11 protein-coding genes are annotated in these 13086 nt (G+C 70.0%); 7 read left to right on the forward strand and 4 right to left on the reverse strand.

The genetic code is table 11. The features are described 5' to 3' along the window. On the reverse strand, positions 1–1053 hold a 1053-nt coding region (locus ACVNF4_RS23435; protein ID WP_461804843.1), incomplete at its 3' end, for a serine/threonine-protein kinase. Positions 1054–1326: 273 nt separating this feature from the next. Between ACVNF4_RS23435 and ACVNF4_RS23440 the strand changes: the two genes are divergently transcribed. The 4 genes from ACVNF4_RS23440 (at position 1327) to ACVNF4_RS23455 (ending at position 6837) form a co-directional block, all read left to right on the forward strand. Further along, positions 1327–2694 (forward strand): aminotransferase class III-fold pyridoxal phosphate-dependent enzyme, encoded by a 1368-nt coding sequence (locus ACVNF4_RS23440; RefSeq protein ID WP_461804844.1) that lies wholly within the window; start codon positions 1327–1329, stop codon positions 2692–2694. A 181-nt stretch (positions 2695–2875) separates the two neighbouring features. Then, on the forward strand, positions 2876–3580 hold the full coding sequence (locus ACVNF4_RS23445) for a GntR family transcriptional regulator (protein WP_461804845.1): 705 nt from the start codon (positions 2876–2878) through the stop codon (positions 3578–3580). Next, complete coding sequence (locus tag ACVNF4_RS23450) at positions 3577–6144, forward strand: glycosyltransferase (protein WP_461804846.1); 2568 nt, start codon at positions 3577–3579, stop codon at positions 6142–6144. The genes ACVNF4_RS23445 and ACVNF4_RS23450 overlap by 4 nt, the downstream gene beginning before the upstream one ends. Before the next feature lie 42 nt (positions 6145–6186). After that, positions 6187–6837: a hypothetical protein gene (locus ACVNF4_RS23455; RefSeq protein WP_461804847.1), complete on the forward strand. Its 651-nt coding sequence runs from the start codon at positions 6187–6189 to the stop codon at positions 6835–6837. Between the two features lie 29 nt (positions 6838–6866). Here ACVNF4_RS23455 and ACVNF4_RS23460 read toward each other — a convergent pair whose 3' ends face one another. After that, positions 6867–7157: a hypothetical protein gene (locus ACVNF4_RS23460; RefSeq protein WP_461804848.1), complete on the reverse strand. Its 291-nt coding sequence runs from the start codon at positions 7155–7157 to the stop codon at positions 6867–6869. Between the two features lie 82 nt (positions 7158–7239). Then, the gene (locus tag ACVNF4_RS23465) at positions 7240–9045 is read right to left on the reverse strand and encodes a bifunctional metallophosphatase/5'-nucleotidase (protein WP_461804849.1); all 1806 of its coding nucleotides are present in this window, start codon (positions 9043–9045) and stop codon (positions 7240–7242) included. Between the two features lie 189 nt (positions 9046–9234). Here ACVNF4_RS23465 and ACVNF4_RS23470 point away from each other — a divergent pair, with 189 nt between their 5' ends. Next, entirely contained in the window at positions 9235–9828 is a 594-nt protein-coding gene (locus ACVNF4_RS23470) for a Uma2 family endonuclease (RefSeq protein ID WP_461804850.1), read from the forward strand. Positions 9829–9830: 2 nt separating this feature from the next. On the opposite strand, the gene ACVNF4_RS23475 is transcribed toward ACVNF4_RS23470, so the two are convergent. Further along, the gene (locus ACVNF4_RS23475) at positions 9831–10811 is read right to left on the reverse strand and encodes a diacylglycerol kinase family protein (RefSeq protein ID WP_461804851.1); all 981 of its coding nucleotides are present in this window, start codon (positions 10809–10811) and stop codon (positions 9831–9833) included. A 220-nt stretch (positions 10812–11031) separates the two neighbouring features. On the opposite strand from ACVNF4_RS23475, the gene ACVNF4_RS23480 reads away from it, so the two are divergent. Continuing rightward, the gene (locus tag ACVNF4_RS23480) at positions 11032–12315 is read left to right on the forward strand and encodes an adenylosuccinate synthase (protein WP_461804852.1); all 1284 of its coding nucleotides are present in this window, start codon (positions 11032–11034) and stop codon (positions 12313–12315) included. A gap of 411 nt (positions 12316–12726) precedes the next feature. After that, positions 12727–13086: S8 family serine peptidase (locus ACVNF4_RS23485; RefSeq protein ID WP_461804853.1), on the forward strand; the 360-nt coding region annotated here is incomplete at its 3' end.

Consider the following 13086-nt stretch of genomic DNA (forward strand, 5'->3'; position numbering starts at 1 on the left):
CCCGCCCGCACCGGCGTTCCGGCCCGCACCCTGCGCGGGCGGGCCGCCCTCCGTGCCCCGCGGCCCGGAGTGCTCGGGCACGGCCTCGGCGCCCTCGTCGTCCTGCCCCGGCCCTTCGATGTCGAGCAACTGGACGGCGTGCCGCCCGAGTTGGGCCACGAGGCCACTCGGCAGCCAGGGGTCGCGGGACCGCCCGTCGGCCACCGTGTCATCGGCGCCGATGCCCTCCAGGACGGCGTCCAGGGCGGGCCGGGCGGCGGGGTCCTTGCGCAGGCAGGCGAGGACGAGATCGGCGATCCCCTCGGGGACACCCGTAAGGTCGGGCTCCTCCTCGGCGATCCGGTACATCAGCGCGTGGATGCCGCTGTCGGCGTTGCCGAACGGCAGCGACCCGGTCGCGGCGTACGCGAGCACGGACCCGAGGCAGAACACGTCGGAGGCGGCGGTGATCCGGTCGCCCCGCACCTGTTCGGGCGCCATGAAACCCGGAGACCCGATCATCACCCCCGTAAGGGTCAGCTCAGGGGCCTCCCCCTCCAGCGCGCGGGCGATCCCGAAGTCGATGACCCGGGGGCCGTCGATCGTGACCATGACGTTGGACGGCTTGAGGTCGCGGTGCACGATGCCCGCCGCGTGGATCTCCTGGAGCGCGTGCGCGAGCCCGGCGGCGAGGATGCGTACGGACCGCTCGGGCAGCGGGCCGTGGTCGTGGCCGACGACCTTCTCCAGGCTCGGTCCGGCGACGTACCCGGTGGCGACCCAGGGCACCTCGGCCTCGGTGTCGGCGTCCAGGACGGGCGCGGTCCAGTGGCCGCCGACCCGGCGCGCGGCGGCGACCTCCTGGCGGAACCGCTCCCGGAACTCCTCGCGCGCGGCGAGTTCGGCGCGGACCAGCTTCACGGCGACGGTGCGGCCCCGGTCGGATCTGGCGAGGTAGACGTGGCCCATGCCGCCGCCCCCGAGCCGTGCGACCAGCCGGTACTCCCCGGTCCGCCCCCGGAGCCGGAACCCCGGCGCGATCCCCATCGGGTCTCCCGCGCCCAGCTTCTCCATCGCCGCCCGCCCGCCTTCCCCCGCACACGTGAACGGGCCGAGAATAATCGGGCGATGGGAGGAGTCGTACGCCACGGTGTCGACGGTTCGGTAACAGGGGGCAGGGGCCCGGTACCCGTACGACCCCCGAGGGCGGCTCGGGGATACCCGTAGTACTCCGGCGGGATCAGCCGTCACCCGCCTTTCACCCCCGACAACCTGTCGCGGATTCTCCGCATCCACAGCACAGGACGCCGATACCTTTCCGCATCGCGGACATTTACGCTCACTCCCATGACCCTTGAGACCGACCCCCAGGCCGGCGCCGCAGTGAAGGCGGCGGACCGTGCGCACGTCTTCCACTCCTGGTCCGCCCAGGACCTCATCGACCCGCTCGCCGTGGCCGGCGCGCAGGGGTCGTACTTCTGGGACTACGACGGGAACCGCTACCTCGACTTCACCAGCGGACTGGTCTTCACGAACATCGGCCACCAGCACCCGAAGGTCGTCGCGGCGATCCAGGAGCAGGCCGGGAAACTCGCCACGTTCGCACCGGCGTTCGCGATCGAGGCGCGCTCGGAGGCGGCGCGGCTGGTCGCCGAGCGGACCCCCGGCGACCTGGACAAGATCTTCTTCACCAACGGGGGCGCGGACGCGGTCGAGCACGCCGTGCGCATGGCCCGGCTGCACACCGGCCGCGCCAAGGTCCTCTCGGCGTACCGCTCGTACCACGGGGGTACGCAGCAGGCCGTGAACATCACCGGCGACCCGCGCCGCTGGGCCTCCGACAGCGCCTCCGCCGGCGTCGTCCACTTCTGGGCGCCCTACCTGTACCGCTCGCGTTTCTACGCGGAGACCGAGGAACAGGAGACCGCGCGCGCCCTGGAGCACCTGGAGACGACGATCGCCTTCGAGGGCCCGGGGACGATCGCCGCCCTGATCCTGGAGTCGGTCCCCGGCACGGCCGGCATCATGGTCCCCCCTCCGGGCTACCTCTCCGGGGTGAGGGAGCTGTGCGACAAGTACGGCGTCGTCCTGATCCTGGACGAGGTCATGGCCGGGTTCGGGCGGACCGGTGAGTGGTTCGCGGCCGACCTCTTCGGCGTCGTCCCGGATCTGATGACCTTCGCGAAGGGCGTCAACTCGGGGTACGTCCCCCTGGGGGGTGTGGCCATCTCCGGGGCGATCGCGGAGACCTTCGCCAAGCGCCCCTACCCCGGAGGTCTGACGTACTCGGGTCATCCACTGGCCTGTGCCGCGGCGGTCGCGACGATCAACGTGATGGCCGAGGAGGGCATCGTCGAGAACGCGAAGCGGCTGGGCGCGGACGTCGTCGGCCCGGCGCTGCGGGAGCTGGCCGAGCGGCACCCGAGTGTCGGCGAGGTCCGCGGCACCGGCATGTTCTGGGCGCTGGAGCTGGTGAAGAACAAGGAGACGCGCGAGCCGCTGGTGCCGTACAACGCGGCCGGTGAGGCGAACGCGCCGATGGCCGCCTTCACCGCCGCCGCGAAGAAGAACGGCCTGTGGCCCTTCGTCAACATGAACCGCACCCACGTCGTCCCGCCCTGCAACGTCACCGAGGAGGAGCTCAAGGAGGGCTTCGCCGCTCTCGACGCGGCACTCTCCGCGGCCGACGAGCACACGGTCGAGCACACGGCGTAACTCCGGGGTGGTAGCGGGGTACCCCTGTGGGGGTATTGCGTGATGAGGGCTTCTCTCGATTCGAACGCGTAAGGTGGCGTGCTCGTAGATATAGGCGAGTACGTCACCCCACGGGCTCCGGCGACACCCCGCCGGCCGGCCGCGCGTCGAACGTGACGAAGGACGAAGGAGGCCCCCGACCATGTCCGCCGGCAGCGGCAACGGCGCCGTGACCCGCAGCACCCTGCGGCAGCAGATCGCCGAGGCCCTTCGCGACGAGGTGCTGGGGGGACGGCTCCAGCCGGGCCAGGAGTTCACGGTCAAGGAGATCGCCGAACAGTACGGGGTCTCCGCGACCCCGGTCCGTGAGGCGCTGGTGGACCTCTCCGCGCAGGGGCTCCTGGAAGCCGACCAGCACCGGGGTTTCCGGGTCCACGAGTACTCGGTGGCCGACTACCGGGGCATGGTCGAGGCCCGCGCGCTCGTCATGGAGGGCATGTTCCTGGCTCTGGAGAGGGACAGGACCAGACTCCGCGACCCCCTGGAACCGGCGGTGGCCACCGCGCTCGCCGGGGTACGCCGCAGGGGTGAGGAGGCGCAGCGGGCCGCCGCCGCCGGTGACCTGACCGTCCTCATCGGGTACGACCTGCGGTTCTGGCGCGAGCTGAGCGGCCTCTTCGGCAACCCCTACCTCGTCGACTTCCTGAACCGGCTGCGCGTGCAGTCCTGGGTCTGCGCCGTCCAGCACCTGCGCCGCATCACCGATCTGCGCGGCCGGCTCTGGGCCCGCCACACCGACCTGGTGGACGCCGTCACCGGCCATGACACGGCCACGGCCCAGGCCCTGATCGACGAGTACAACCGGGGTGCGGTGGCGCTGATCGAGCGACTGGCCGCCGGCGCATGAGCCGGGCGGAAACGGGAGAGCAAGCGGTTACGACAGAGCAGGGGAACCCCGGCCCCGAGGCCGGCCCCTCCGTCGCCGTCCCCGCCCCCTCCGCTGCCGTCCCCGACCTCTCCGTCGTCGTCCCCGCCTACGACGAGGAACGCCGCCTCGGCCCCACCCTCGACGCGATCATCGCCCACCTCGGTCAAACCCCCTCCCGTACCTGGGAGTTGCTCGTCGTCGACGACGGCTCGACCGACGGCACCGCCGCCCTCGTCACCGGCCGCGCGGCGAGCGAGCCGCGCATCCGCCTCCTCAACTCCCCGGAGAACAAAGGCAAAGGGCATGCCCTCCGGCTGGGCGTCGCCGCGTCCCGGGGCCGCCGTGTCCTGGTGACGGACGCCGATCTCGCCACTCCCATCGAGGAGTTGGAGCACCTGGAGAAGGCGCTCGCGGACGGCGGCGCGGCGATAGCCTCCCGCTCGGCACCCGGCGCCACGGTCTCCGCCCGCCCGCACCGAATACGCCAACTCCTGGGAAGTGCGGGCAACTTCCTCATCCGGCGCACCACGCTCCCCGGTATCCGCGACACCCAGTGCGGCTTCAAGCTGTACGACGGCGACACCGCCCGGGACGCGTACGCCGCCTCGCGTCTCGACGGCTGGGCGACGGACGTCGAGGTCCTGCGCCGGCTGCGCCGAGGCGGTGCCCCCGTCGCCGAGGTCCCGGTGCGCTGGGCCCATCAACCGGGCTCGAAACTCCGCCCGTTGGACTACGGCCGCTTCCTTGCCGACCTGATACGCCTGAACCGCTCCGGTGCCCTCGCGGCGCTGCTGTTCCTGGTGTTCTCGGTCCTCCTGTACTCCGGCCGCTTCTTCGACCCGGCCGGCCGCTACCTCACCGACTCCCTCCAAGACCAGAACCAGTGGGAGTGGTTCTTCGCGGTGACGGCGGACAACGTCGCGCACCTGCGCAACCCGCTCTTCACCGACCTCCAGGGCTACCCCGACGGCGTCAACCTCATGGCGAACACGGTCATGTTGGGCCTGTCGGTACCCCTCACACCGGTGACTCTCCTGTTCGGCCCGGCGGTTGCGCTGAGCCTGTGCATGACGCTGGGTCTCGCCGCGACGGCCGTCGCGTGGTACCGCCTGCTGGTGCGGCGAGTTGTGCGGTACCGCCCGGCCGCGTTCGCCGGTGCCGCCCTCGCCGCGTTCGCGCCGCCGATGGTGAGCCACGCCAACGCGCACCCCAACTTCGTGGTCCTGTTCATGATTCCGCCGATCGTCGAGCGGGCGCTGCGGCTGTGCGAGGGCACGCGGCCGACGCGGGACGCGGTCGCGCTGGGGCTGATGGCCGCGTACCAGTGTTTCCTGGGCGAGGAGGCGCTGCTGCTCGCGGCGCTGGGGATGACCGTCTTCGCCGCCGCCTACGCCGTCGTCCGGCCGAAGGTCGCGCGGCGGGCGGTGCCGGGGCTGCTGCGGGGGCTGGCGGTCGCGGCGTCGGTGTGCCTGCCGGTCGTCTGCTACCCGCTGCTGTGGCAGTTCCACGGACCGCAGAGCTACTCCGGGATCGACCACGGCACGAACGCGGGCAACAGCCCGCTGGCGCTGCTCTCCTTCGCCGAGCGCTCGCTGATCGCCGGGGACGCGGCGCGGGCGGGCGCGCTCTCCCTCAACCCGACCGAGCAGAACGCGTTCTACGGGTTCCCCCTGGTGCTGCTGGCGCTCGCGGTCACCGTGCTGCTGTGGCGGAGGAGGCCGGTCGTACGGGTACTGGGGGTCACCGCCCTCGTCGCCGCGGTGCTGTCCCTGGGGGCGCGGATCGGGGTCCCTTACACGGATGTCGTGCTGCCGGGGCCGTGGGCGCCGCTCGGACGGCTCCCGCTGCTGGACTCGGTGATCGAGGGGCGGGTGGCGATGATCTGCGCGCCGGTGCTGGGGATGCTGGTGGCGGTCGGCGTGGAGGAGTTGGCCGCGTCGGTGAAGTCGGGGGCGTCGCGGTCTCGGTGGGTGCCGTACGCCGGGTCGGTCCTCGTCGCGCTCGCGCTGCTGCCGCTGGTGCCGGCGCCGTTGAAGTCCGGACCCCGGGCCGCGGTGCCCGCGTTCTTCGCGGACGGGGCGTGGCGGGGGTACGTCCGGGGCGGGGAGACCCTGGTGCCGGTGCCGCTCGCGGACCCGACGGCGGCCGAGGCGCTGCACTGGCAGGTGGCCGCGGGGCTGGGCTTCCGGATGCCGGGCGGGTACTTCAACGGGCCGTACGGGGACGGGGACCGGACCGGGGTGTACGGGGTTCCCCTGAACTTCACCTCGGGGTTGTTCGCGGACGTCCATGCGACCGGTGTAGTACCTGTGGTGGACCAGGCCGCGCGGCGGCAGGTCCGGGCCGATCTCGCGGGGTGGCGGGCCGGGGCGCTGGTGGTGGCTCCGGGGCGGTACGCGGAGCAGCTGCGTGAGACCGTGGAGAAACTGGTGCGGCGGCCTGGTGAGCGGGTGGGCGGTGTGTGGGTATGGGACCTGCACGAGGGGAGTTCGCGGCCTGCACGGGGGGAGCCGACGGAAGCGGGAGCGACTACCCTTCCCTGACCGGACGAGTGCGCTGAGTGACTTCGGATGAGGAGTATTTCTTTGGCCTGTGACCTGTGGCTGGTACCGCTCGTGGACGTGTTGTGTCACACCCCCGACAACCCGTTCGCGGACGAACTCGCGCAGTACAACAACGTGCTCGCCGAGAGCGGACTCCCGCCGGTGCCGGTGTACCAGTACATGCCGGGCCTGTCGGGAGAGGTCGCCCCGGTGGCCGGTTTCGACTACGACGCGCTGCATTTCCTGCGCCGCGTCTACCTGTTGCAGGTGTGCGGCCTCCCCGTGACGCCGGTCGGTGAACTGGGCGGGGACTACGAGCAGTTGCTGGAGATGTTCGAGGGCACGGCGCAGCAGTCGCACCTGGTGTGGCACTACGACCACGCGGGCGCGTACGTGCCCGTCGACTTCCCGGCGCCGCTTTCGAACGAGGAACTCCTCGCCGGGGGCGGCCCGTTGGGCTCGTCGCAGGCGCTGCTGCGGGAGCTGGAGTACGTCGCCCCCGCGATCGGCATCGACCCGGGCAACCCGCCGGCGCCGCCGCAACCGCCGTCCGCTCCCACCGAGTTGGAGGAGCCCGCGGGGCCGGCGCCGTACGACCCCAGCCCCTTCGCGCGGGAGCGGCATGTGTGGCTCGGGCTGCACGCGGCGGCGACGCGGAGCCTGGCGCAGGGGTCGATGATCGTGTTCAGCTGACGCCTACGGCGGGCCCTGGCGCGGGTGGTTCACGTGAGCTGGGAGAGCCCTCGCGCCAGGTCCTCCCGGTTCATGACCGGCGTCAGCTCGATCTCGGCGCCGAAGTCGAGGAAGAAGGGCTCGCCGATCTTCGGCATCTCGGAGCTGTCCTGGACATCGAGGATCAGATAGGCCGTGCGCCGGCCGTGGTCGAGGGTGAAGTAGGCGGCTTCCGGCCTGAGTTGGCCGAGCGCCTCCTCCATCAACTGCGGCATCTTGCCGCTGCGGATCGCTTCGTTGGCCCGCTCGGTGTCGAGCGCGGCCTTGAGGAGTACGCGCATTGCACTCACCTTCTCGGTCAGAAGCATCATATGCCCGAAAAGATATCTTTGTAATGTTATGCACCCCTCAAGGCCGGCCGGCTCAGAACACCGGCGTCCCGCCCTGCGTCAGCTTCCAGTTGACGTCCGCGAAGTCCGCCGGGTCGAGCGTCTTCTTCGCGGTCACGTAGTCGATCATCAGTTGCCGGATCTCGTTGGTCGAGCTGTACGCGATCTCGGCCGCCGCGATGTGCGGATACCCCGAACCGCCGTTCGCCCGGTAGTTGTTGACCGCGACGACGAACACCTGGTCGTCGGCGACGGGCTTCCCCGCGTACGTGAGGTTCTTGATCCGGGACCCCTCCGGCTGCGCGATGTCGATCTCGTAGCCGACGCCGGCGGCGGTGTCGTACATGTAGTCCCAGAAGTTGTTGGCGTTGGTGAGGGTTGCGGTGTCCACCTTCGTCCCGCTCGGTACCTGGTGGTAGTACTTCGCGCCGTACTCCAGGTAGTCCTTGAGCTGTACGCCGGTGAGCTTCTTCCCGTACAGGGTGTTGTCGTAGATGTAGAGCCCGGCGATGTCCTTGATGGTGACGGAACCCTTGGGGATGTCGGCGGTGCGGCTGAAAGGCGCGGCCACGGAAATGACGGGGAGCGCGGCGTCGGCGGCGGAGAGGCCCGCCTTCACGTTGTCGATCTGGACCTGGTGGATGAAGTCCATGATCGGCACGTCTTTCCAGCAGGAATCGGCGGCCGAGAGGTCGGCGGTGCAGGTTCCCACCGCGGTGTTGACGTACTTGACGACCAATTCGTGGTCGGCTTCGAGGAGTTTCTTGATCTCCGGGTCCTCGTCGACCGTGTTCGGGTTGAGCGTGGTGGCGGTCTTCTTCGTGACCTTCCACTGCCCGCGCACCAATTCGAGTTCGAAGTCGAAGACGCTCAGCCGGTATCCCCAGCAATAGGGCTCGGAAAGGAGGACGTCCTCGCCGGTCTCCTCGTTCTTCACGGTGTACGACGGCACCTCGACGTGCGTGTGGCCGACGAGGATCGCGTCGATGCCGGGCACCTGCTGGGCGACCAGGTTGGAGGCGTTCTCGACGTACGGCAGCTCGTCGCCGTACGAGGAGGAGCCGTCCAGGCCGGAGTGGTCGGTGAGGAAGACGACGTCACAGCCGAGGGCGCGGAGCCGGGGAACGTATTTCTTCGCCTGCTCCACGAGGCCGGGGAAGACCATTTTCCCGCCGACGTTGTCCTTGTCCCACAGGGCGATTCCGGGGTTCGTGAGGCCGAGAATACCGACCTTGATGTCCGGCGCCCCGGGGACGCGGACGCACTTCACGGTGTACGGCTGGAAAGCGGGCTTGAGTGTCTTAGCGTCGAGTGCGTTCGCGCCGAGCAGCGGGAAATGGCACTGCTTCTCGAATTTGCGGAGCGTTTCGATGCCGTAGTTGAACTCGTGGTTCCCGAGCGCGGCGGCGTCGTAGCGCATGTGGTTCATCGCGACGGCCATCGGGTGTTTCGGGCCGCCCTTCGCGGTGATCGGGGCGACGCGGGCGAAGTAATAGGCGAGCGAGGTGCCCTGGATGATGTCACCGGCGTCGACGAGGAGGACTCTCTCCTCGCCCTTCGCCTTCCGCTGCTGCTTGATGAGGGTGGCTACCCGGGCTACCCCTACGGAGTTACCCTTCGCGTCGCTGTAGGCGGCGTCCTTGTAGTAGTCCCAGTCGAACACGTGGCTGTGCAGGTCGGTCGTCCCGAGGATCGAGAACGACCACGTCTTCGTCCGGCACTTCTGCGGCTGCGCCGCCTGCGCGGCCGGCGCCCCCACCGCGCTCGCGGCGGCGACCGCCGCACCGGTGACGGCCGACTTCTGCATGAACTGGCGGCGGTTCAGGGGGGACTTGGGCATGCGGGGCTCCTGGAGCGCGGGTGGGCGGGAGGCGGCGGGCGGGCATGACTACCCGCGTAGATGTTTGCGTTCCGCGACTTGGGGGTGGAACCAGGAGTTGGCCATGGGCGGGTCAAGGATGGGATTCGGGGCTGTAATTGATCCGATACTCTGAGTGGTGGCTGGTCTGCGTGGACGGGAGGGCGCATCATGACGTTGATGACCGAGCGACCGACGATGAACGACACCGAGCCATACGACTTCGAGGTGTTGCTGGCGACCCTCGACGAGTTGGACGTGCCTGGATTCCGGGCCGAGATCGTTGGGGGGAGCATCGTCTTGTCGCCGTGGTCGAAGGGGTACTACCTCGATGTCATGGAACTGGTCTGCGATCGACTGAGGCCCTACCTACCCGAGGACCACCGCATCACGACGGCCCCGTTCTTGTACGTCTTCCCGGGAGACGAGCGTGCATACGGTCCGGACATCCACGCAGCGTCCCGGAGCGCCTCCAGGACGTCCAGCACCCGTCTCGACGGGGAGTCCCTCTCCCTCGTCGCCGAACTGACGTCCTCGTCCACGCGCGACAACGATCTGACGGAGAAGGTCCGCACCTACGGGAGGGCAGGGATCCCGGTCTACCTCCTCCTCGACATGCAGGAGGAGGAGGTCACCGTCCTCTCGGCGCCTTCGAGCAAGGGGTACGAGGCGCACTGCACGAAGCCCTTCGGTGAGAAGATCCACATCCCCGCCCCCTTCGACTGCGAACTCGACACGACCGGCTTCCGCCGCCCCTCCTCCTGACCTCACCCCACCCCCGGTACCACCACCCCCAGCGCCCCCTCCCGTACCCGCCAGGTACGAGTCCGTACCGGTCCCGCGACGCCCGTGTCGGCGTCGTACAGGAAGTCCCCGCCGGAGACGGTCACCACACCCCCGTGGGCGACCAGGGGTGATGCCTCGGCGCCCACGGACACGGGCCGGACCTCGACGAGGGCCGCGCCCGAGGCGCCCGGGGTCACGGAGACCGCCTCGACCGGCTGGTCCAGGTCGACGAGGATCTTCCCGTCGACCTCGACGCGCAGCCGGAACGGGCCGGGGGGCGCGGGTGCGGGGCCGTCGAGGTGGGGGACGAGGGCTCGTACCAGGGAGCCACAGGTACGACGCCAGCGCCGGACGCCGGAGAGGCCGTCGTCCGAAAAGGCCGCACCGACCGGCCCACCCGCACGCCCGCCGCGTCCCGTACGACCCGTAGTACTCCCGGCGGCGCCCCCGTCCTCGCCCCCGTTCCCGCCCAATCCGGCCCCCCTGTCCCCCGTACCCCCCGTAGTACCCCCGCCCGGCGGGATCCGCAGTACCCCCAGTACCACCCCGTCGCTCTCGTCCACCAGGAGATCCACCCGTTTCTCCACCCCGTCCAGCACGGCTCGCGCCGCGGCGACGGTGCCGGTCGGTACGCCGAGTGCCTGGGCGATCGTCACCGCGTCCCCCACCGGTACGACGGACAGCACGCACCCCTCCAGCTCCCGCCGCCGGTGCAGCAGGGAGACCGCCCGCAGCAGCGCCTGGTCGTCCCCTACGACCACGGGTCTACGGGACCCCCTACGGGCCAGGGCCCGCGCGAATTCGTCGTGATCATCGGGGAGGCACACCTTCGTCGCCGCCCCGGCACTCAGGACATCTTTCGCGATGCGCACGGATTCACCGTCGGTCTTCCGGGCAACCGGGTCGATGACCACCAGCAGCTGATCGGACGCCGCGAAATCGGAAGTCGCGAAAGTCGCCACCTCGGTCCTGCCTCGCTTCCTCGGGTAGCATCTTTGTGCAAGAGCCCCTTGCGCTATTGCGCCAGGGGCTTCGTCTATTCCGGGGCATCCGGGTCCGACGGGTAACGGCCGTACGACGGCTGCCGGCGACCGTACAGCGGTCGTCGGGGTACGAGGCACAAGGCCGTGTCGCGTACGCCCCCGACCTTGGGTCTGCCCCGCCCGGAAGGGGTGTACGCGCGTGCCCGCACTTGTGCTGCTCGGTGCTCAGTGGGGTGACGAAGGCAAGGGAAAGGCGACGGACCTGCTCGGCGGCTCCGTCGACTACGTGGTCCGTTACCAGGGCGGTAACAACGCCGGCCACACGGTGGTCGTGGGCGACCAGAAGTACGCCCTCCACCTGCTCCCTTCCGGGATCCTCTCCCCCGGCTGTACGCCGGTCATCGGCAACGGCGTCGTCGTCGACCCGTCGGTCCTGCTCTCCGAGCTGAGCGGTCTGAACGAGCGCGGCGTCGACACGTCCAAGCTCCTGATCAGCGGAAACGCTCACATCATCACGCCGTACAACGTCACCGTCGACAAGGTGACGGAACGCTTCCTCGGCAAGCGGAAGATCGGTACGACCGGGCGCGGCATCGGCCCGACGTACGCGGACAAGATCAACCGTGTGGGCATCCGGGTGCAGGACCTGTACGACGAGTCGATCCTGACCCAGAAGGTCGAGGCGGCGCTCGACGTCAAGAACCAGATCCTCACCAAGTTGTACAACCGCAGAGCCATCTCCGTGGCTCAGGTGGTTGAGGAACTTCTGGGTTACGCCGACAAGCTGGCCCCCTTCGTCGCCGACACGGTCCTGGTGCTGAACCAGGCCCTTGAGGACGACAAGGTGGTCCTCTTCGAGGGCGGCCAGGGCACGCTGCTGGACATCGACCACGGCACGTACCCCTTCGTCACCTCGTCCAACCCGACCGCGGGCGGCGCCTGCACGGGCGCGGGTGTGGGCCCGACGAAGATCAGCCGGGTCATCGGCATCCTCAAGGCTTACACCACCCGGGTGGGTGCGGGTCCGTTCCCGACCGAACTGTTCGACGCGGACGGCGAGGCGCTGCGCCGGATCGGCGGCGAGCGCGGTGTGACGACCGGCCGTGACCGGCGCTGCGGGTGGTTCGACGCGGTGATCGCCCGGTACGCGACGCGCGTCAACGGCCTCACCGACTTCTTCCTCACCAAGCTGGACGTCCTCACCGGGTGGGAGGAGATCCCGGTCTGCGTCGCGTACGAGATCGACGGCAAGCGGGTCGAGGAACTCCCGTACTCCCAGAGCGACTTCCACCACGCGAAGCCCATCTACGAGACCCTGCCCGGCTGGTCGGAGGACATCACAAAGGCCAAGACCTTCGCCGACCTCCCGAAGAACGCGCAGGCGTACGTCAAGGCGCTGGAGGAGATGTCCGGGGCGCCGATCTCCGCGATCGGGGTGGGTCCGGGGCGGGACGAGACGATCGAGATCAACTCGTTCATCTGACGGTTCCGGAGACGGTGGCCGCCCTTCTGTTTCGGGCGGGGCGGCCATCGTGGGCGGGGCTGGTCCGGTCGCTGTGAAGGGGGCGCCCGCTCTCTGTTTCTCGGGCGCGGCGGTGCCCGTGCCCGCGCTATTGGGTGGTGGGCAGGCTTCTCCCGTCAACAGTCCGACGCCGCAGGGCCGGACGACCGGTGCGGGCAGGGGGCCCGTGTTCCCGGCAGGGGCAGCGGCATCATCGGCGGCCGTCCCGTCCTTCCTTCCGAGGGACGGCTGGCTGGGGCGATCCCGCGTGGCACAGCGCCCGGCATCGGCCGTACGGGGTGGCTGAGGACGAGGAGACCTGGCGGCGGAACCAGCGGCCCACCGTGCCGCCGGTCGTCGACTGACGTCCAGGGAACAGGGAGAGCGAAGTCCATGAGCGCCAGCAGTACGCGACACGGGGTCCGTCGTGTCGTCTCGGCGACGGTGCTCGGTCTGCTGCTGGCGGGCGCTGCGGCAGCACCGGCGGTCGGTGCCGAGACGATCCGCCAGCGCCAGTGGTACCTGGACCGGATGCAGGCCGAGAGCATGTGGAAGACCAGCACCGGCAAGGGAGTCACGGTCGCGGTCATCGACACCGGCGTCGATCCCACCAACCCTGACCTCGTCGGACGTGTCCTCCCCGGCAAGGACTACGCCACCGGCCAGCCCGGCGACGAACACACCACCTACGACACCTTCGGCCACGGCACCGGCATGGCCGCCCTGATCGCGGCGACCGGCGCCGACCTGGAC

It is taken from the genome of Streptomyces sp. S6 (genome assembly GCF_054880855.1).